The sequence below is a fragment of the Dickeya zeae NCPPB 2538 genome (assembly GCF_000406165.1).
GTDB lineage: Bacteria > Pseudomonadota > Gammaproteobacteria > Enterobacterales > Enterobacteriaceae > Dickeya > Dickeya zeae.
Map to the genome: position 1 here is coordinate 2,980,268 of NZ_CM001977.1, position 20,044 is coordinate 3,000,311.

Consider the following 20,044-nt stretch of genomic DNA (forward strand, 5'->3'; position numbering starts at 1 on the left):
AGACATGCCACTGCCCGCACCGGGCAGGCAGTGGTTAATCAGGAAGGCTTAATCACCGTACACGTTGAAGTCAAAGTACTTCTTCGCCAGTTTGTCGTAGGTACCGTCTTTACGCATATCAGCAAACGCTTTATCCAGCGCCACTTTCAGATCGGTTTCGTCCTTACGCAGCCCCATACCAGTACCAACGCCAAACAGTTTGTCGTCTTTCACCGCCGGGCCAGCAAACGCATAATCTTTACCCGCCGCCTGCTTGAGGAAACCTTCGCTGCCCGCCACTTCATCCTGGAAGGCTGCATCGATGCGCCCGGAAGTCAGGTCGGCATAGATCAGATCCTGGTTCTGGTAGGCCACCACATCCACCCCTTTCGGCTGCCAGTACTGGTTTGCGTAAGCCTCCTGCGTGGATGCCTGCAATACGCCGACACGTTTACCCTTCAGTGCGTCCAATGTCGGCACAATCGGCGAGCCTTTTTTCGCGATCAGGCGAGCATTCGCGGCGTACAGCTTGTCGGTGAACGCAATTTCCTGCTGACGTTTTTCAGTGATAGAGAGGGAGGAGATGATAGCGTCGATCTTTTTCGCTTTCAGTGATGGGATCAACGCGTCGAAATCACTTTCCACGAAGGTGCAATTGGCCTTAATGCGTTGGCACAAGTCTTTTGCCAGGTCGATATCAAACCCAACCAGTTGGCCGCTGGCATCCTTGGATTCGAACGGCGCATACGTCGGGTCGGTACCAATCTTGATATTTTTCGGAACCTCGGCGAACGCACTGCCTGCCGCGAATACCAGTGCAAGGGGCAAAAGTTTCAACATTTTTTTCATTGCATTACCCTTATTTTATGATTGTCTATGCCTAAGTGATGTTGACTGCGAACGCAAAACCGTTGTGATGAATACGTTTGCTGTGTGCATTAATTTATGTGCTGTTTGGCAAAATATAGCAAATTTTATGCCATAAAAAATATGCCACTCTGCATAAAGTCAGCCCCCGTGATCATGACAATCACATCAATATAATCAATAAATTATCCTGGTATCAGCGACAGAGGGAGAGGATGGCGCAACACGGCCCCGCATGATGCGCACAACAATGGTGCAACAATGTGCACCATAAAAACAATATGCATCAAAATAGTGCAATTCATGACACTATCGTCAGGCAGCCTGACGCGATAATCGCGCCGCGAAGGGATATCACATGAGAGGCTTACGCGCCCTGCCAGCGTGTAAAGAGCTCTTGCGGCAATTCGATATCAAATTGATCAAGTACCCGATTAACGGTCTGATCGACGATATCTTGCACAGTTTGTGGGCGATGGTAAAACGCAGGCACCGGCGGCATGATGACCGCCCCCATTTCTGCAGCAGCATTCATCAACCGCAAATGGCCGATATGAAGTGGCGTTTCCCGCACACACAACACCAGCGGGCGGCGCTCTTTCAGCACCACGTCAGCCGCACGAGTCAGCAAGCTATCGGTATAGCTGTGGGTAATCCCAGATAGCGTTTTGATAGAACACGGCAGAATCACCATCCCTGCGGTTTTAAACGAACCGGATGAAATGCTGGCGGCAATATCACGGGAATCATGCACCACATCAGCCAGCGACTGGACATCGCGCACGGTTAGATCGCTTTCCAACGCCAGTGTTTGTCGGGCTGCCGGGCTCATCACCAAATGGGTTTCAACCCCAGTTACCGGTTGCAGCACCTGCAACAACCGCACCCCATATATCACGCCGCTGGCGCCAGAAATACCGACAATCAGTCGTTTCATTTTCACCTCACGGGCCACCGCCGCAGCGGCGGTACTCACAACTTGTGCGCTGACTTTGCCGCATCACCTACAGATTGGCAAGAATAACAGCGACAAAAAAGGGAGCTTGCGCTCCCTGTATTGTTATCGGTCGATAGCTGATGATGCTTAACCTTCGTTGTGCAGTTCCAGGTCTTCGACTTCATTCTGGCTACGCATCGCTTTGGCATCGTCATTGCGCAACGCTTCCAGATAGTCGAGATAATCCTGATTCACATCTTTGGTGACATACACACCGTTGAACACTGAACATTCAAACTGGACGATTTCCGGATTATCTTCCCGCACCGCTTCGATCAAATCGGTCAGGTCCTGGAAAATCAGGGCATCGGCACCAATAATCTTACGGATTTCTTCCACTTCACGGCCGTGGGCAATCAGCTCGTTCACGCTTGGCATATCAATGCCGTACACATTCGGGAAGCGAATTTCCGGTGCGGCGGACGCCAGATAAACCCGGCGAGCGCCCGCTTCACGCGCCATCTCAACAATCTGCTGAGAGGTGGTGCCGCGCACGATAGAGTCATCCACCAGCAGGACGTTTTTACCGCGGAATTCTGCCCGGTTAGCGTTCAGCTTACGGCGCACGGATTTAATGCGGGTTTGCTGCCCCGGCATGATGAAGGTACGGCCGACATAGCGGTTTTTCACAAACCCCTGGCGGTACGGTTTATTGATGATACGAGCGATTTCCAACGCGATATCGCAAGAGGTCTCGGGAATCGGAATCACAACATCGATATCCAGTTCTTCCCACTGGCGGGCAATTTTCTCACCCAGCTTCTGCCCCATCCGCACACGTGCGCTGTAGACTGAAATTTTGTCGATGAAGGAGTCAGGACGCGCGAAATAGACATACTCGAACAGGCACGGGTGGCTTTTCGGATTTTCCGCACACTGGCGGGTAAACAGCTGACCGTTTTCGGTAATGTATACCGCCTCGCCCGGTGCCACATCACGCAGAAATTCAAAGCCCAGCGTATCCAGCGCGACACTCTCTGACGCCACGATATACTCGTTACGCCCATCTTCCAGCTCACGCTTGCCGATCACCAGCGGACGAATACCGTTTGGATCACGGAACGCCACCATGCCGTGGCCGATAATCATGCCAATGCAGGCGTAAGCGCCACGAATCTGCTGATGCACGGCTGCCACCGCTGCAAAAATGTTATCCGCTTCCAGCGGATAGTGCTGAAAACGGTCCAGCTCTTTGGCAAAGACGTTCAGCAGAATTTCGGAGTCCGACGTGGTATTGACGTGACGACGGCCTTCTTCAAACAGCTTTTGACGCAGTTCATGGGCGTTGGTCAGATTGCCGTTGTGGGCCAGCGTAATTCCGAACGGAGAGTTGACATAGAAAGGCTGGGCCTCTGAGGCGCTGGAGCTGCCCGCGGTGGGATAGCGCACGTGGCCGATCCCCATATTGCCCTGCAACCGTTGCATGTGCCGGGCTTCAAACACATCCTTCACCAGACCGTTTGCTTTTCGCAGGCGAAAGCAATTGGTCTCATTAATGGTGACGATGCCTGCGGCATCCTGCCCACGGTGCTGTAACACCGTTAACGCGTCATAAATCGACTGGTTGACCGGTGTAAAACCGGCGATACCGACAATACCGCACATGTGGTCTTTTCCTCATCAGCGCTACCGCGGCTAGATATGCCGCGGCAAGAAACTCGACGTGCTTTGCAGGTAGTCAAAAAACCACCTGATGATATAACTGAATTGCGGGATCAAATGGGACTGCTTCCAGTCAGCACTCTGTGAAAAACCGGTGAAGGTATCGAGAAAAAACAGTAACGCAGAGACTATCAACACACCCCGTAAGGCACCAAAGCAAATCCCCAGTACCCGGTCAGTGCCCGATAATCCGGTGCGTTCAACCAACGAACCGATCACATAATTGACGATAGCACCCACAATCAACGTCGCAATAAACAGAATGGCAATAGCGATACCGTTGCGCACCAGCTCATCAGTAAACCGCGTGAAATAGACCGCGAGATAGGCATAGTAGTGGCTGGCGATAAAGAACGCCGCCCCCCAGGTCACCAGCGACAGCGCTTCACGTACAAACCCCCGGATGAGACTGACCAGAGCCGAGAATGCGACAATACCGATAATGACGTAATCAACCCAAACCATGAACTATCCTAATTATGAACGATGACAATCATAGCGCCGCTCATCCTGTTCGCGGCGCATTCTAACAGAAAAAGAAAACGTTTGCGTAGCGTATTTCCTGCCGATTTTTTCGATAGGCGAAGAAATTAAAAAAACCGCCTGTCGCCCGACAAATAGCGCCTGTTGTTCGCTACCCGCCGTCTTGCTTCGTCCCACAAAACACAAGGGGCAAGGTCGCTACGCTCCCCTACCCCTCAATGTACTGTAACTGACGGTCGGCCGACTCAGCGCGCGCTGTACGACCGAACCTGCCCGCTCAACCCGCTCAGTTGCTGCAAGTCTCCCAATGCTGACTGCAGTTTCTGCTTCGATGCATCCGGCCCGACGTAGATACGGGTAATCTGCCCGGCTACCGGTGCCGATGGCACGGTATAGGCGCGATATCCCGACAAACGCAGCTTCGCGACAATCTCATTAACCTTATCAGCGTTCTTCAATGCACCTAACTGCACCACAAAAGCCTGACCTGCCGGAGCCTGCTCCTGCGATGCCGCTTTAGCGTCCGCCGGCTTGTTTTCTGTCGATCGGTTTTCTGTTGATCGAGTGTCGGTTTTAGCCTCCGCCACCGGTTTTTCGCTCGGCTTGCTGTCAGATGACTTGTTATCAGCCGTTTTGCTTTCTGCCGTTTTGCTTTCTGCTGTTTTCACGTCGGGCTTAGGCCGGGTGTCCGCTTTCGTTTCCGGCTTTTTCGGTTCCGGTTTCGCTGGCTGCGCTTTCATCGCGGGTGGAGCCAGTTGCTGCACTGGCTGACGCGGTTCTGTCACCAGCGGGGCGACAGGCGTCGCCGGATGGGCAGACGACGGCGATGCCCCACGGCGCTCCGGTACAGCGGGTGCCGGGGTCGGCTCAGGTACCGTGTCGGCATCAGCGTTATTTTTGTTTTGCATTGCGGCTTCAGCGCCTTCAGGCGGCTGGGCAGGCAACGACTGATTGACCGGCGGCATCGACTCCGCCTCCAGCGTATCGCCCGGCTTGGGAACCAGTGGGATGGCGGCAAACTCGTCTTCGTAATGCTTTTTTTGCCATCCAACAGCCCGGGCAGCACGATAACACCCAGCGCCACCAGCACAACGGTTCCCACCAGGCGATTCTGAAACTTACTCGCCATGCATTCCGCTCCCGTCCAACGCTTCCATCACATGCGCGACAGTATGGAAAGAACCACAAACAATCACCACATCATTTTCTCCGGCGTCCTGCATCGCCTGCCGCCAGGCTGTCGCCACATCCGAATACCGGGTACAAAGCGCCAGATGCTCAGCCAACTGATCGGCACTGGCTCCGCGCGGGCCTTCCAGCGGCGCGCAGTACCACACATCAACCTGCGGCTTAAGATGCGCCAGCGTACCGGGAATATCTTTATCGGCCAGCATACCGACCACCGCCCGTACCTGACCGGTACGCGGCAAATCAGCCAGCCGGGCAGCCAGATAAGCGGCTGCATGAGGATTATGCGCGACATCCAGAATCAACAACGGTTTTTCGCTCACAATCTGGAAACGGCCCGGTAGCTGCGCCTGACGCAACCCCTGGCAAATCACATCAACACTCAGTGTGATATCAGAGATCTGCAACGCTGCCAGCGCGGTGGCTGCATTGGCCAACGGCACGGAGGGGATAGGCAGCGCCTCATAGCACACGTCACCGCTCTGCCAACGCCAGCCGTCATCCTGCAATGAGAACTGCCAATCCACACCACGGCGAAACAGTCGGGCACCTTTTTCCTGCGCAACGGCGGCGATAGATACCGGCATGTCCGGCTCACCCACCACTGCCGGTCGGTTACCACGGAATATCCCCGCTTTTTCCCGACCAATGCTGTCCCTGTCGTTACCCAGCCAGTCGGTGTGATCGAGCGCGATGCTGGTTACCACCGCGACATCAGCATCCACAATGTTGGTGGCATCCAGGCGACCACCCAGACCCACTTCCAGTATCACCACATCCAGTTGTGCCTGCTTAAACAGCCACAATGCCGCCAGCGTACCGAATTCAAAATAGGTCAGCGACGTACCATCGCGACCGGCTTCGATCGCCGCAAAGGCTTCAGCATGCAGTGATTCTGCTAATTCCTGACCCTGAATGCGCACGCGCTCGGTGTAACGCAGCAAATGTGGCGAACTGTACACACCAACACGTAACCCGGCAGCGCTCAGAATGGATTCCAGCGTGCAGCAGGTTGTGCCTTTGCCGTTGGTTCCCGCCACGGTAAATACGCGGGGTGCAGGTTGTTGTAGCTGCAAGCGTTCCGCAACATGCCGGATGCGATCCAGACCCAGATCAATGGCCTGATTGTGCAGATGTTCAAGATAGTGAAGCCACGTGGCCAAAGGCGACGTGGCTTGAGGTGTCTGAAGATTGTCCATGAGTCCCGTTCACTGACTTACGGTTGATTACTGCCGGGAACACGGCAACAACGCCGCCCTGCTCCCGGTTCATCATTGATTAGGCATCACTCTGTGATTCGTGCGAGGCGGACAACCGCACCACAGCGGGTTCCTGCGGTTCCGGATGGTTAGTCAACCGGGACAGGATACTGGCCAGTTTATGGCGCATATCTGCACGACGAACGATCATGTCGATAGCGCCTTTTTCCAACAGGAATTCACTACGCTGGAAGCCCGGCGGCAGTTTTTCACGAACGGTCTGCTCAATAACACGCGGACCGGCAAAACCGATCAACGCTTTCGGCTCGGCGATATTCAGGTCGCCCAGCATCGCCAGACTGGCGGATACGCCACCCATGGTCGGGTCGGTCAGTACCGAAATATACGGCAAACCGCGCTCGCGCATTTTCGCCAGCGCCGCACTGGTTTTCGCCATCTGCATCAGCGACATCAGCGCTTCCTGCATACGGGCACCACCACTGGCGGAGAAGCAAACCAGCGGGCAGTTATCTTCCAGCGCTTGTTCTACGGCACGAACGAAGCGTGCACCTACCACCGACGCCATGGAACCGCCCATGAAAGAAAACTCGAACGATGCGGCAACCACCGGCATGTCGTACAAGGTCCCTTTCATCACCACCAGCGCGTCTTTTTCATCAGACTGTTTCTGCGCTGAAGCAATACGGTCTTTGTACTTCTTCGAGTCTCTGAACTTCAGGACGTCCTTGGGCTCCAGTTCGCTGCCCAGTTCGACCATACCTTCCTTGTCCAGAAACGCATGGAGACGAGCCCGGGCAGATAACCGCATGTGGTGATCACATTTCGGGCACACTTCCAGATTACGTTCCAGCTCAGCGCGATAAAGCACCTGACCGCAACTGTCACATTTCGTCCAAACTCCCTCAGGAATATTCGCCTTACGGGTAGGTGTGACATTACTTTTATTGAGAATTCGTTCAATCCAGCTCATTGATAACCTTTCTGCTTGAACCTGGCACCAGCCAGTACGCTGCTACACATTGCCCAATCCCTGGCAACGCCGCCGATAAAGCGATGTCCTATCCCGGCAAGCCGGGGCAAGACAGGGGTATTAAGGCTTGTTAATACAAACACAGCCGTAAATGCTGCTCATTAAACCATAACGATCCGGGCGTGTGGATAAAAAACTGGTCAAACCGGATGTTAAAATAATTTTCCACTTATTTCATATTTTGCCGCGTCATGGCGCGCTTATGCCGCCAGAACTCGATCAACCCCGGCAAAATGGAGATGAAGATGATCGCCACGATCAATAACTTCAGGTTCTCCTGCACCACCGGCAAGTCGCCAAACAGGTAACCGGCATAGGTGAATAACAACACCCACAACACGGCCCCGGTCACGTTATACAGCGCGAACTCGCGATAACGCATATGCCCCATCCCGGCGACAAAGGGCGCGAATGTTCTCACAATCGGTACAAATCGCGCCAGAATTATTGTCTTGCCACCGTGACGCTCGTAAAACGCATGGGTGCGATCCAGGTAGCTGCGGCGGAAAATGCGTGAGTGAGGATTGCGGAACAATTTTTCACCGAACAATCGACCGATAGTGTAATTCACCGCATCCCCCAGCACGGCTGCGACCAACATCAGCGCTACCATGGTGTGGACGTTCAGGTCGTTGGTCGGCAGCGAAGCCAGCGCACCAGCGACAAACAACAACGAGTCGCCAGGCAGGAACGGCGTCACTACCAACCCGGTTTCACAAAACAAAATCAGGAACAATATGGCATAAACCCATATGCCATACTGCGCCACCAGCTCAGCCAGATGCACATCAATGTGCAAGATAAAATCAATCATAAACCGTATAATATCGAGCATAATCGCGTCCTTATTCAGTTCAATACCGACTCAATTCATATCAATGTCGGCTTCGCCGTCACGTCGGTGTCGCTTATCTCATCAGGCAAAAAGAGCGGTCCCATCGACGCGCAGGGAATCCCGAAATGCGCTGGATAGTCCACAGCAACCAGATACAATCCATCCGCCTTTGCCGTCGCGGCAGCCAGCGTGCGATCTTTCGCCGCCAGCAGCTCAGCCATCCAGTTCTCCGGCTGGTTGCCGCACCCGATCTCCATCAGGCTGCCGACAATATTACGCACCATGTGATGCACAAAAGCGTTGGCCTTGATGTCTACCACCACATAATCACCCAGACGCGTTACCCGCAGGTGCATCAGGTTACGCCAGGGCGTACGTGACTGGCATTGCACCGCCCGAAACGAGGTAAAGTCGTTCTCGCCCAACAGGCACTGACCGGCTCGATGCATCCGCTCGGCATCCAGTGGCAGGTAATAATGCGTCACCCCATGCGACAGGATGGCTGGCCGAAAACGCCGGTTATAAATCACATAGCGATAACGGCGCGCTGTGGCGCTAAAACGGGCGTGAAACGCCTCATTCACCGTGTTGACCCAACGCACGGCGATATCCGGTGGCAGATTGGCATTCACCCCCATCGTCCAGGCGGCGTCTTTGCGCACGGCGTGGGTCGTGAAATGCACCACCTGTCCGGTTGCATGCACCCCGGCATCGGTACGACCGGCGCAAAACACATCGATACGCTCGTTCGCCACCTGAGATAATGCCGCTTCCAGACACCCCTGAACGCTGTCTACCTCGGCCTGACGCTGCCAGCCGTAATAGCGACTGCCGTCATATTCAATCCCCAGGGCGATTTTCAGCGGTGCCTCATCGTCCGCATGCTGCAACGCCGTCATTACCCCAGGTACTCCTCAATCAGCCGTTCCGCGGTTTCTATCGCCATCAACGCACCGCCGAAGCGGATGTTGTCGGCCACCGACCAGAACTGCAACAGCTCAGGTATGCCGTAATCGTTACGCAGACAGCCAATACTCAGTTGTACATTGCCAGAGGCATCTTCCACCTGCGTCGGGTAGTCATCTTCTTCGCTCAGAACGATATCACCCGCCTGCGACAGCACATCACGCGCTTCATCGGCAGACAACGGGCGCAACGCTTCCAGATGCACCACCTGCGCATGACCGTAAAACACCGGTGATTGTACGCAACTGACCGATATCGGCAGGCCGTCATCCTGCAATACCTTACGCACCTGATCGACCAGCCGACGCTCTTCACGCACACTGCCTTCGCCATCGGCCAGCAGCGGCAACACATTGAACGCCAGTTGTTTCGGGAACAAGCTCGCTTCAGCCGGAATGCCGTTGAGCAGACGTGCGCTTTGGCCCGCCAAATCATCGACGGCCGCTTTACCATACGCCGACACCGATAACAGGTTGCTGACGTGCAGACGCGACAACCCAGCCTGCTCCGTCAACGGTTTGATCGCCGTGAGCAACTGGCTGGTCAGGCTATCCGCCACCGCCACGATATTGCGATTCCGGTAATCCCCCAGCACATGCGGATTCACCCCTGGCACCACCAGCGGGACATCCGGCTCTAGCGCAAACAGGCCGCTACTGTCGATAACCAGACACCCAGCGTCGCCTGCAGCTTGTGCATAGCGAGCACTAGCTTCCACACCGGCGACGAAAAAGGCCAGTTGCACCTGCGACCAGTCGAAATCAGCCGCGTCTTCTACCCGCAGCGAACGGCCGTTAAAACGCAAACTCTCACCGGCACTGTTTTCACTCGCCAGCGCATAGAGCTCACCCACGGGAAACTCACGCTCCTGCAATAGCTCCAGCAACGCGGTGCCGACAGCGCCGGTCGCTCCCAGCAACGCGATATTCCAGCCATTGGACATGTGGTTGTACTCCCCAAGAATAATGAATAAAACACACCGGACGATGATGACATCGCCCGGATTAATCTGATTTTGATACAGGAAATTAGCGTTCGTTCACCGACGCGGTGAAACCTAACCGGTTCAGTTGCTCAGCGCTTTCGCGATCAGCGCAGACAACATGCAACGATGACCACTCGCGCCGCTCCTGATAGCACTTACGCAACCGATCGAATTCACCAGGTATCTGTGCGACCTGACGCAATAAGGCATCATCGCGGCGCACATCATACACCAGATGCACCAGTCGTTTGAGTTGATACTCATCGAGCGGCACCGTCAGGCTCACCTGAGCCAGTTCCGGCGTTGGCAACAACGATGACAAGGCGACCTGTTGCGGTTGGCCGATAAAACGGCTCCAGGCTTCGAACACCTGCGTGGTGCCGCGTGCTTTGCCTTCCAGCGTATAACCGGCGATATGGGCCGTGCCAATGTCGACCCGTTCCAGCAGTTCGAGAGATAGCTCTGGCTCGGGTTCCCACACATCCAGCACCACGCTAAGGTGTTGGCCGCGTTTAAGGGCAGCCAGCAAGGCAGCGTTGTCCACCACCGGGCCACGACAGGCATTAATCAGGATGGTGCCTGCTTTCAGGCGAGCCAGCAGTGCGGCATCCACACAATGTAAGGTGGCATAAGGCCCCGCTTGCAATAGCGGCGTGTGGAACGTCAGCACATCAGCCTGCTCCACCACCTCATCCAACGACACAAATGGCCCTTCGTCACCGCGATCCGCCCGCGGTGGGTCGCACAGCAACGTCCGCACTCCTAGCGCCGTCAACCGATCATTGAGGCGAGACCCCACGTTCCCTACCCCGACGATCCCAACGGTGCGGTCCGTCAACGCGAAGCCATCACGTTCTGCCAACATTAACAGCGCGGAAAACACATACTCGACCACCGCAATCGCATTGCAGCCGGGGGCTGCGGAAAACGCGATCCCCTGTTGACGTAGAAACGCTTCATCAACATGGTCGGTGCCCGCTGTCGCCGTGCCGACAAACTTTACCGCTTTGCCGGTCAGCAGCTCGGCATTCACTTTCGTGACCGAGCGCACCATCAGGGCATCCGCCCCGTTCAGGGCCTCTGTCGGAATCGGTCGGCCCGGTACCGCCGTTACCTCGCCAAGGCGGCTGAACAGCGTCTGAGCGTAAGGCATATTTTCATCAACAAGGATTTTCACGTTGGCTTTCCTGATAGACCGCTGACGACACCCGCGTCGCCGCGACAAAAAGAAGGGCGTTATTCTGCCATAAACCGACTGACGGTAACACAGACGAGCGGGATTGGTTCATGACGGCTATTTAGCTTACTGGCAGGCCAGCAACACGATCAAAATAGATTTCGGGGTCAATCACCACCGTCCTTGCTCGCATCAGCGACAATCGCCTGAAGAATGGGCTACCGTGCGCAATAATAGGCAGCAATGCCGCGCCGATGGCGGCGGCTTCTGCCCCCAGCATGGCATGCTCCAGTCTTGGCATATGCCTTACTTTTCTGGCGGCCACAGAGGGAAGTAGTGGATAAGTACGATCCACCAGCGATGCGAAAAGTGCAGGAGGAAGGCATCCGCCGACTAAAATTTTTTGGGGATCAAACATGTTTTCAACGATTGAAACCAGAATGCGCAGACGTTTACTGTTGAGTTCAAGCCATGCCATCAACTCACTGTTGCGTTGCTGATAGAGCGAATTAAGAAAATCTGGCTGTTCAAGTGCGCTCAAATCCACTGCCAGGGTAATAGCCAGTTCTTCTAATGAAAACGGGGTCACATCAGCCGCAACAGGTTGTAGTTCTGATGGCCAACTTAATAAGCCAATCTCACCGGCATTGTTGAAGGCACCTTGAAACGGCAAACCGTCAACGATAATCCCTGCACCGAGTCCATGACCAACAAAAATATAAACATAGTGGGTAAGTCCAACTGCCGACCCAACCTGGCGTTCAGCAAGCGCTGCCGCCGTCGCGTCATTCTCTACAATGACCGGCATACCGCACAACGCTTCAACAGCATCAGCAGTCGGCACATGACTCCATGCCTGCCATCCAGGCGATCCTACGTACTTCTCAAAGTCAGCCTCTTGCAAAGTTGGCATTGCGATACCCGTCCCCCATACAGGGATGCCTTCACAGTCCCGGGAAAGTTCGGCGACAAGTTTAGCAATGTTGCTAATGCTCGCCTCAGGGTTTTGCCATGATACAGGCGCAGTTCTGCGAGCTAGCTCGCATGCAAACAGGTCGCACGCAACAGCAGTGATACCATTTCGATCCAGATGAACGCCAAAAGCACAGCCAGCACGTGCATTGAGTCGTAAAAATTTCTGTGGAGCCCCACGGCGGTTGGTTGAGCGCCCCTCTTCAATTAGTAAACCCCGTTTAAGCAAATCCTGAGTGATATTAGCGATAGTTTGCGGTTGCAACCCAGTGCTCTCGACAAGGTCACTACGGGATAATTCCCCTGTAGTTCGTAGCAGATCAAACACCAGTCGGCGATTGTACCGGCCAGAATAAGCGTGATTGTTACCCGTATGCACGACAGCACCTTCGCCCTTTATTATCCCCATTAAATAGATAATAAAAGCTTCGTTTTTATCGTGTCCAGCTAATTAAAATTTCCCAAAAATGGCTTTTGTCATCATAACTTCACCTGAAGTTCGTCTAATGCCCCTCGCCATCGACTCAATAAAACCATTTAGTGGATTTAATTTTTTGTCTGGAGTCTATCCCGCTATGAGCAAGCTGCATATTCATCTCACTGCGTTAACCATTGTTACTGCTTTATCCACCATAAACGCTACGGCTGCAGAACTGGTCATCTACACTTCTCATGGAGAAACAACCTCTGCGCCTGTTCTTGAGGCGTTTAAAAAGACGCACCCAGACATTAATGTGACCGTCGTGCGTGGCGGTACAGGGGACGTGGTTGAACGTATACGTGCAGAGACAGCTAATCCAACGGCTGATGTGCTTTGGGGTGGGCCGATCCAGACATATGAAGAGAACACAGCTCTTTTCCAGCCTTTTCAAAGCGACACTGACGCGAGCATGGTGACCATAGATCCACAGCATATCTGGCACCCATTTACTCTACTTTTGCAACCCATTATGGTCAGCACAAAACGAGTCCCCCCGGCCGATATGCCGACGTCTCAGGCTGATCTCGCTCACGATAAATGGAAAAAATTAGGTGCGCTGATTATCCCAGATCCCGCACGCTCAGGGACGGGGTATACCATTGTCTCTGCGCTGGCTGGCCAGTTCGGCTGGAACTTTATCAATCGTCTCGTCAAAGACGCCCGCATTGCTCCCGGCTCGGACGATGCATTCAACGCCATACGCGATGGAGAAGCGGCTATTGGCTGGATCAATGAAGATTTAGGTGCTAAATGGACGGCAGATGGCCTGCCAATCAAAATTATCTATCCGACTGACGCCATTACCGGCCAGATTGACGCACAGGCGATTGTGGCAAACGCACCACATATCGAGCAGGCCAAAATTTTTATCGACTTTCTTGGCTCGAAAACAGCTCATGAACGGGTACGTGACGCAACCATCCGCCGCTCAGCCCGTATGGATATCGCTCCTCCCCCTGTTCTGCCGAATGTGAGCCAGCTCAATATTATTTCCCCACAGGATCCTAAACAGGTTGTCGTCGCACGCTTTCAGGCAGCAGTCGCCAAATGAAGATACTTCGTGATCCCTGGCGACTGATAGCCGTTATTGCGCTGCTCTTTTGCTGCGCGACCATTTTACTGCCCCAGGCTCGCCTGCTGAGTGCCTCGTTGCTGGGAGATGGTGGTCGCTTTACCTTCGTTAATCGACCAACCGGGCTCGAGGTTATACCCGAGATGTCCAACGGTTTTACCATCGCCATGAAACCAAATGGAAGTCTTGATGTTAGTAAGGGAGCGAACTTTCATCTCAGCTTTCTGGCGCGAGATACGAACAATATTCTGATTCGAGGAACAGTTAATCCTCAATTCACCGTCCTGAATAACGGGGCATTACAGTTAGCGTCTGACGACTTTTCACTGATAGTGAGCCAACAGGCACCGCGAGGCCTGTTTAACCGAACTACCGTCACACCACTGACTGCCATACGCCAACCCGATGGGGCGGTGGTGTTGCAACATGCGGCTAACGCCTATATCAGTATTGAAGAGCCCACCCTCTCTTTCACAGCGACGCACTACCTTTCCTTCTTCACCCGTGAGGAAACACGTAGTGCAACGCTTAACAGCCTGATGGTTTCCCTGTGTGCAACGGTATTCGCCGCTATGCTGGGTGTATCACTGGCTTACATGATTGCCCGGTTCCGGGTCGCCGGTTCAACGGCCATCATTCTGCTGGTCACCATGGCCTCGGTGTCCCCTCCCTTTCTGGGGGCTTACTCCTGGCGTCTGCTACTGGGTCACAATGGCATCATCACCACAAGCCTTGGACTAACGACGTCTATTGTCGGCATGTATGGCGTTATCTGGGTGATTGCATGGCTTGTCTTTCCAGTCATCTTTCTTCTGAGTTACAGCGCATTTCGCCGTGTCGATGCTTCACATATCGAAGCCGCAGAAAGCCTGGGCGCGACGCCCTTACGTGTGCGGCTGTCGGTAGAGATTCCATTGGCTATGCCCGGTATTGTCACCGGCCTTTATCTGGCGACGATGGCCGCCCTCTCAGACTTCGGCACGCCGCGGATTATCGGACTTGATCTGAACGTACTGCCGGTCTTGATTTACACATCTTTTCTGAGCGAAGCAGGAAGAAATCCTGCACTCGCGGCAACAGGTGCGGTGGTGCTGGTGACCTTATCCAGCCTCTTCCTGATGGCGCAACAAATATATCTTGCCAGACGCGGGTATGCCGCCGTGTCATCAAGGCAGTCTGCGCCACGGAGACTATCTCGATTGGGACATATCCTGACCCTATTTTTTACCGCACTCATTCTGCTCCTGGCGTTCGTACCGCATATAACAGTTCTCGTCACCAGTTTTGTAAAATGGCGCGCCGGGTTGCCAACCACCACCCCAACTCTCGATAACTATCTGACAATGTGGAAAAACGGCCTGGCCTCAGCCTGGGTTACTCTTTCGCTGGGAGTTGTCGGCACATTACTGGCTTTCTCCATCGGTATTGCCATTGCCTATATACTGGTACGTAAACGCTACACGTTGATCGCACCTGCGCTTAACAACGTCGTCATGATGCCCTACGTCATACCAGGCACAGTCCTGGGAATTGGGCTGATACTTATTTTTAACCAAGCACCACTTCAGCTTACCGGTACGTGGTACATCCTGGTGCTGGCCTACGTTATCCGAAATCTCCCGTTTACCGTCAAAGCATCAGAGGCAGCCTTGCGTCAGGTGCACCCAGCACTGGATGAAGCGGCAATCAGCCTTGGTGCCAGACCCATCAGAGTATTTTTGACTATCACTGCACCACTCATGCTGGCAGGCGCAGTGACTGGAGCAACGCTGACATTCCTGCACATCGTGACTGAATTATCATCGACTATTGTGCTTTATCGCCCCCCCTGGAAGCCCATGACGGCAGTGATCTTTGAAAATACACTCGCAGATTCCGATTTCGGCGTCTGCGCAGCACAGACCATCATACTCATGCTTATTGTCTATGTGCCCCTTTATATCGTTGTTCGCTATGGACAGTCGGAGAAAAACCGTCATGCCTGATATGTACGATGACACCAACCGTCGCCTGGGGTGCGAAGTGGCGATTCACTCTGTTTCGAAGCGCTACGACTCACACCTTGTGCTACATGACATATCAATGACCATCATGCCGGGTGAGTTCTTTACGCTTCTTGGCCCATCAGGCTGCGGTAAAACGACGTTGCTTCGGGCTATTGCAGGTTTTCACCCCATCAATGATGGCCGCATCCTGTTTGATGGCGTCGACGTTTCGCAACGCGCGCCGTGGGATCGTAATATCGGTTTTGTCTTTCAAAACTATGCCTTATGGCCGAATAAAACGATCTTCGATAATGTGGCTTATGGGCTTCGGCTGCGAAAAATACCCAGGCAGGATATCCAGAAACGGGTGCGCCTTGCGCTTGCGCAGGTACAACTCGATCATGTGGAAGAGCGCTATCCCAGCGAAATGAGTGGCGGTATGCAACAGCGGATTGCGATGGCCCGCGCGCTCGTTATCGATCCTCCGCTGCTGTTATTGGATGAACCCATGTCAAATCTTGATGCCAAACTGCGAGTATCGCTGCGTCAGGAATTGCGCGAATTACAAAAACGTATCGGCGTTACCGCTATCTATGTCACCCACGATCAGGAAGAAGCCCTGGAACTCTCAGACAGGATTGCCGTTATGCAGGGTGGAAAAGTCGAGCAACTGTCTGCGCCAGAAGTGCTTTATGCACGCCCTGCCTCACGTTTTGTGGCTGAATTCGTCGGTCAGGCAAACTTTATCAAAGGCGTGATAACCGAACAGGGTTTTACTCCTGACAGCGGTACCTGTCTTAACCTCTCTCATGCGTTTCATCGTGGTCCAGCCACACTGTTTGTTCGTCCAGAAAACGTGCGTATCTGCGAGGCAGGCCAGGGGCTCATTGACGCTATCGTCACTGATGTTCGTTATATCGGACGCGCCTGGGTCTACCGCCTGACGATCCCCGGCTGGGACAGCCTATGGGCAGAAACAACCAGACGTATCGCTGTCGATAATAAGGTCGGTATCGTCTTCGACGAAGCAACCTTTCTGGAAACACACGCATGACAGACTACTCTCTGGATAACCACCAACTGCTGCGCGTGGCCAAAAAGGCCGCCCTGGCCGGTGGGATTGAGCTATTAAAGCGCTTTGGCAAAATGAATGCGTCTGGTATCAGCAAAAAGGCACAAGCCAATTATGCCTCACAAGCCGACCTCGCCGCCGAGCGTGCAATATTCAACACATTAACTGAGGAAGCGGCAGGATTTGGGTTCCTTGGCGAGGAAACGGGCTTTCAGGCTGGAACGCGTAAAGAGATGTGGGTTGTCGACCCCCTCGACGGAACCAGTAATTTTATCTGGGGCATTCCGTATTTTGCCGTCAGCATAGCTCTCTGCGACGATGAAGGAGAAATCCTTGGCGTAGTATACGACCCACTGCGTGAAGAGTATTTCACCGCCATAGCGGGAGAAGGAACTTACCTGAACGGTCAACGAGTAGCGCGCTTAGCGGATAAATTGCCAGAAGAGTCACTGTGCTCACTCTCATTGCCCATTCCGGGTCAATTGCAGGTGATAACACAGGATCAGCTATTCTGTGGGCTGACACGCATTATGGCGGAGTCTGCTGGTGTCCGGCGGCTTGGGTCAGCCGCACTCGACCTCGCCTATGTCGGAATCGGAAGGCTGGACGCTTATTTTGAAGACGGTCTCAGTTATTACGATGTCGCAGCGGGCAAACTCATCGCCCAGGAAAATGGCATACGGGTAAGCAAATTCCATGGCGAAAAAGTACGGGAAGGTTCAGTGCTAGCCGCACGCCCAAGCATTTATGACTGGTTCCGGAATGCATTCTTATACCGGTAATTAACTATTATACCGGTAATTAACTATAGGTCATCGTATAGCGCATTGCGCTCAGTGTACGTCTTCGTAAAAAGCGTTACACAAGAAAGCGTTGAGTATTGCAGAACCGATTTGACCATCAGGAGGAGTCCCCCACAAAAGCGATGCGTACCCGCAATCCGCCCAGTGACGGGCAATCCAGCAGTTGAAGTCGGGCGTGATGCCAGAGCGCGATATCCCTGACCAGCGCCAACCCCAGCCCGGCACCCGGTAAGCCGTGATGGTTATCTAACCGGTGAAAGGGCCTCATCGCCTGGGCGCGTTCCGCCGTCGGAATCCCCGGGCCACTGTCATCGATTTCCAGTTGCTGCGCCTGAACCCGAGCCGTCACCACGCCGCCTTGCGGTGTGTATTTCAGCGCATTATCCAGCAAGTTGGCACACAACTCCGCCAGCAGTAACGGTTCACCACGAATCAGGCAATGCTCATCGCCTTCGTATCCCAGATCGATCTGTCGACTGCGCGCCTGTGGCAGGCGGGAAAAGCAGGCATCCCGCACCAGTTCGGCCAAATCCACGGTTTGCCAGATGTGTTCTTTACTGTCTTGCGCTCTCAGGCGCGATAGCTGCAACAACCGATCGGTCAATTGGATGGTATCGTCCAGCGTGGTGCTCATGCCGGTCAGGCTGTCACGCCACTGCGCAGGTTGGGGGCTATTGAGCGCCACCCCCACCTGCGTTTTCAGTACCGCCAGTGGTGTTCTGAGTTGATGCGCGGCATCAGCGCCAAAACGTTCCTGCCGTTGAAGTACACCTCTCAGTCGTGCCATATACCGGTTGAACGCCACCAGCAACGGCTGCATTTCGGACCAGGGTAATAGCGGGGGCAACGGCGTCAAATCACCGGGTTCACGGCGCGCCATCACCCCAGACAACTGGCGCAACGGCCGCAGCAATTTACGAAACAGCAACAGCACCAGTAGCAGCGCCAGCAACACCAATGCGCTTTGGCTAATCAAGGCAATCAGCAACTGCTGGTGCGCAAAGGCCTCGCGGGAGCGCAGTGTTTCCGCCACCAGAATCAACACCATTCCCTCCACGCCAGACTCATTGACCGGTTGCCATAACGCCGCCACCCGGATAGCCCGGCCGTGATAATGCGCATCATAGAAATGGGCCAGCGCCGGATAATGTCGGGACAAGGGAATCGTGCGCGGCAACGGTGGCAGGTCGTCATAACCAGAGAGCGTATTCCCCTGCGGGGTCAGGACCTGATAATACAGTTGGTCGTTCATGTTGCGCTCAAAGCTATCCAGCACCACCCAAGGCACATCCACCGCCAGTTGACCGTTGCGTACCGTCAACCGCTCAGCCACGGTACGTGCTGACGCCAACAGCGTGCGATCATAGGCCTGCGTCGCCGCCGCTTTGGCACTGTGGTAGTGGCTCCACACCGACAACGCCCACAGCAGCGCCATCGGCACACCGAGGTAGAGCATCAACTGGCCACGCAGCGAATTAACTTTCAGCATGCTGGCATTCCAGGCTATATCCCAACCCACGCAGCGTAACAATCATGACATCGCTGCCCGCCAGTTTTTTGCGGATACGGTGCACGTACAGATCGAGGCTATCTGTGCTGGCCTCATCGGCGAGGGTAAACACCTGCTCATACAGATACTGCCGTGAAACCGGTCGCCCCCGGCGTTGCATCAACGTGTGCAGCACCGCCTGCTCACGCGGCGTCAGCGACAACGGTTTGTCCTGTAGCAGAAAGTAGCCTTCATCATGCCAGCTCAGAGAACCCAGACGCTGCACATCCTGTATCTGCCCCTGACTACGCCGCAACAATGCGCGCAACCGTGCTTCCAGTTCAGCCAGTTCAAACGGCTTGGTCAGATAATCATCCGCCCCCAGATTCAGCCCTTTAACCCTATCCGCCACACTGGCACGGGCCGTCAGCAGTAGCACCGGTAAGTTCTGCCCGCGTTTACGCAACCGCGCCAGTAACGCCAGTCCATCCATGCGCGGCAATGACACATCCAGCACCATCAGCGTATAGGCTTCCTGCTGCAACAGGTGATCCGCCGCCACGCCATCGCCGACCAGATCTACCGCGAATCCCGCCTCGCTCAGGGCTTTTTGCAGCCAGTGCGCCAGCTCAGGATGATCCTCAACCAGTAAAAGTCGCATCGCCGTCAGCCTTTATCCACATTGATTTCTCCTTTCATCACCTGCTGGTAACCATTCTCCCTCAAGACCGGCCGTTTTTTTAAGCGACGGTAATCACATCCTGAACACATTTTCACTAAC

At 54.3% G+C, this 20,044-nt stretch carries 17 protein-coding genes and 1 pseudogene; 4 read left to right on the top strand and 14 right to left on the bottom strand.

What is annotated here, in order from left to right:
* Positions 1-48: 48 nt before the first annotated feature.
* From DZE2538_RS13050 to DZE2538_RS13105, 12 genes and pseudogenes are all read right to left on the bottom strand, one after another.
* Positions 49-828 carry a lysine/arginine/ornithine ABC transporter substrate-binding protein gene (locus tag DZE2538_RS13050; protein ID WP_019844007.1) on the bottom strand — a complete coding sequence of 260 codons (780 nt, stop codon included), beginning with the start codon at positions 826-828 and terminating at the stop codon, positions 49-51.
* A gap of 385 nt (positions 829-1,213) precedes the next feature.
* Positions 1,214-1,783: a UbiX family flavin prenyltransferase gene (locus DZE2538_RS13055; RefSeq protein ID WP_023640239.1), complete on the bottom strand. Its 570-nt coding sequence runs from the start codon at positions 1,781-1,783 to the stop codon at positions 1,214-1,216.
* 147 nt (positions 1,784-1,930) lie between these two features.
* Positions 1,931-3,448 carry an amidophosphoribosyltransferase gene (gene purF / locus DZE2538_RS13060; protein ID WP_012885418.1) on the bottom strand — a complete coding sequence of 506 codons (1,518 nt, stop codon included), beginning with the start codon at positions 3,446-3,448 and terminating at the stop codon, positions 1,931-1,933.
* Positions 3,449-3,478: 30 nt separating this feature from the next.
* Complete coding sequence (gene cvpA, locus DZE2538_RS13065) at positions 3,479-3,970, bottom strand: colicin V production protein (RefSeq protein ID WP_019844009.1); 492 nt, start codon at positions 3,968-3,970, stop codon at positions 3,479-3,481.
* A gap of 263 nt (positions 3,971-4,233) precedes the next feature.
* A pseudogene (gene dedD / locus DZE2538_RS13070) lies at positions 4,234-5,117 on the bottom strand (cell division protein DedD).
* Positions 5,107-6,375, bottom strand: coding sequence for a bifunctional tetrahydrofolate synthase/dihydrofolate synthase (gene folC / locus DZE2538_RS13075; RefSeq protein WP_019844011.1), 1,269 nt, complete (start codon positions 6,373-6,375; stop codon positions 5,107-5,109). The pseudogene dedD and the gene folC overlap by 11 nt, the downstream one beginning before the upstream one ends.
* A 79-nt stretch (positions 6,376-6,454) precedes the next feature.
* Positions 6,455-7,366: an acetyl-CoA carboxylase, carboxyltransferase subunit beta gene (gene accD / locus DZE2538_RS13080; RefSeq protein ID WP_019844012.1), complete on the bottom strand. Its 912-nt coding sequence runs from the start codon at positions 7,364-7,366 to the stop codon at positions 6,455-6,457.
* 229 nt (positions 7,367-7,595) lie between these two features.
* On the bottom strand, positions 7,596-8,261 hold the full coding sequence (locus DZE2538_RS13085; protein ID WP_012885423.1) for a DedA family protein: 666 nt from the start codon (positions 8,259-8,261) through the stop codon (positions 7,596-7,598).
* Between the two features lie 35 nt (positions 8,262-8,296).
* A complete protein-coding gene (gene truA, locus DZE2538_RS13090; RefSeq protein WP_050568688.1) occupies positions 8,297-9,160 on the bottom strand; it encodes a tRNA pseudouridine(38-40) synthase TruA in 864 nt (287 codons plus the stop codon).
* Complete coding sequence (locus DZE2538_RS13095; protein WP_038916522.1) at positions 9,160-10,170, bottom strand: aspartate-semialdehyde dehydrogenase; 1,011 nt, start codon at positions 10,168-10,170, stop codon at positions 9,160-9,162. Before DZE2538_RS13095 ends, truA begins: the two co-directional genes overlap by 1 nt.
* A gap of 85 nt (positions 10,171-10,255) precedes the next feature.
* On the bottom strand, positions 10,256-11,389 hold the full coding sequence (gene pdxB, locus DZE2538_RS13100; RefSeq protein WP_038916523.1) for a 4-phosphoerythronate dehydrogenase PdxB: 1,134 nt from the start codon (positions 11,387-11,389) through the stop codon (positions 10,256-10,258).
* Between the two features lie 121 nt (positions 11,390-11,510).
* Positions 11,511-12,626 carry an ROK family protein gene (locus DZE2538_RS13105; protein ID WP_236616966.1) on the bottom strand — a complete coding sequence of 372 codons (1,116 nt, stop codon included), beginning with the start codon at positions 12,624-12,626 and terminating at the stop codon, positions 11,511-11,513.
* A gap of 310 nt (positions 12,627-12,936) precedes the next feature.
* On the opposite strand from DZE2538_RS13105, the gene DZE2538_RS13110 reads away from it, so the two are divergent.
* Genes DZE2538_RS13110 through DZE2538_RS13125 form a run of 4 tightly spaced genes read left to right on the top strand, consistent with a single transcriptional unit; the run spans position 12,937 to position 17,753 of the window.
* Positions 12,937-13,893, top strand: a complete 957-nt coding sequence (locus tag DZE2538_RS13110) for an extracellular solute-binding protein (RefSeq protein WP_038916524.1) — start codon at positions 12,937-12,939, stop codon at positions 13,891-13,893.
* Positions 13,890-15,899, top strand: a complete 2,010-nt coding sequence (locus DZE2538_RS13115) for an ABC transporter permease (protein WP_038916525.1) — start codon at positions 13,890-13,892, stop codon at positions 15,897-15,899. The genes DZE2538_RS13110 and DZE2538_RS13115 overlap by 4 nt, the downstream gene beginning before the upstream one ends.
* Positions 15,892-16,953: an ABC transporter ATP-binding protein gene (locus DZE2538_RS13120; protein WP_050568690.1), complete on the top strand. Its 1,062-nt coding sequence runs from the start codon at positions 15,892-15,894 to the stop codon at positions 16,951-16,953. The genes DZE2538_RS13115 and DZE2538_RS13120 overlap by 8 nt, the downstream gene beginning before the upstream one ends.
* Positions 16,950-17,753, top strand: coding sequence for an inositol monophosphatase family protein (locus DZE2538_RS13125; RefSeq protein WP_023640248.1), 804 nt, complete (start codon positions 16,950-16,952; stop codon positions 17,751-17,753). The genes DZE2538_RS13120 and DZE2538_RS13125 overlap by 4 nt, the downstream gene beginning before the upstream one ends.
* Before the next feature lie 118 nt (positions 17,754-17,871).
* On the opposite strand, the gene DZE2538_RS13130 is transcribed toward DZE2538_RS13125, so the two are convergent.
* Both DZE2538_RS13130 and tctD read right to left on the bottom strand, forming a co-directional pair.
* Positions 17,872-19,263 (bottom strand): sensor histidine kinase, encoded by a 1,392-nt coding sequence (locus DZE2538_RS13130; RefSeq protein ID WP_038916526.1) that lies wholly within the window; start codon positions 19,261-19,263, stop codon positions 17,872-17,874.
* Positions 19,250-19,924, bottom strand: a complete 675-nt coding sequence (gene tctD, locus DZE2538_RS13135) for a transcriptional regulator TctD (RefSeq protein ID WP_019844022.1) — start codon at positions 19,922-19,924, stop codon at positions 19,250-19,252. The genes DZE2538_RS13130 and tctD overlap by 14 nt, the downstream gene beginning before the upstream one ends.
* Positions 19,925-20,044 lie beyond the last annotated feature (120 nt).

What these genes read in the sequence shown, in the direction of transcription:
- DZE2538_RS13050 (WP_019844007.1), bottom strand. Translation starts at nt 828, where the DNA reads ATGAAAAAAATGTTGAAACTTTTGCCCCTTGCACTGGTATTCGCGGCA.
- DZE2538_RS13055 (WP_023640239.1), bottom strand. Translation starts at nt 1,783, where the DNA reads ATGAAACGACTGATTGTCGGTATTTCTGGCGCCAGCGGCGTGATATAT.
- purF (WP_012885418.1), bottom strand. Translation starts at nt 3,448, where the DNA reads ATGTGCGGTATTGTCGGTATCGCCGGTTTTACACCGGTCAACCAGTCG.
- cvpA (WP_019844009.1), bottom strand. Translation starts at nt 3,970, where the DNA reads ATGGTTTGGGTTGATTACGTCATTATCGGTATTGTCGCATTCTCGGCT.
- folC (WP_019844011.1), bottom strand. Translation starts at nt 6,375, where the DNA reads ATGGACAATCTTCAGACACCTCAAGCCACGTCGCCTTTGGCCACGTGG.
- accD (WP_019844012.1), bottom strand. Translation starts at nt 7,366, where the DNA reads ATGAGCTGGATTGAACGAATTCTCAATAAAAGTAATGTCACACCTACC.
- DZE2538_RS13085 (WP_012885423.1), bottom strand. Translation starts at nt 8,261, where the DNA reads ATGCTCGATATTATACGGTTTATGATTGATTTTATCTTGCACATTGAT.
- truA (WP_050568688.1), bottom strand. Translation starts at nt 9,160, where the DNA reads ATGACGGCGTTGCAGCATGCGGACGATGAGGCACCGCTGAAAATCGCC.
- DZE2538_RS13095 (WP_038916522.1), bottom strand. Translation starts at nt 10,170, where the DNA reads ATGTCCAATGGCTGGAATATCGCGTTGCTGGGAGCGACCGGCGCTGTC.
- DZE2538_RS13110 (WP_038916524.1), top strand. Translation starts at nt 12,937, where the DNA reads ATGAGCAAGCTGCATATTCATCTCACTGCGTTAACCATTGTTACTGCT.
- DZE2538_RS13115 (WP_038916525.1), top strand. Translation starts at nt 13,890, where the DNA reads ATGAAGATACTTCGTGATCCCTGGCGACTGATAGCCGTTATTGCGCTG.
- DZE2538_RS13120 (WP_050568690.1), top strand. Translation starts at nt 15,892, where the DNA reads ATGCCTGATATGTACGATGACACCAACCGTCGCCTGGGGTGCGAAGTG.
- DZE2538_RS13125 (WP_023640248.1), top strand. Translation starts at nt 16,950, where the DNA reads ATGACAGACTACTCTCTGGATAACCACCAACTGCTGCGCGTGGCCAAA.
- DZE2538_RS13130 (WP_038916526.1), bottom strand. Translation starts at nt 19,263, where the DNA reads ATGCTGAAAGTTAATTCGCTGCGTGGCCAGTTGATGCTCTACCTCGGT.
- tctD (WP_019844022.1), bottom strand. Translation starts at nt 19,924, where the DNA reads ATGCGACTTTTACTGGTTGAGGATCATCCTGAGCTGGCGCACTGGCTG.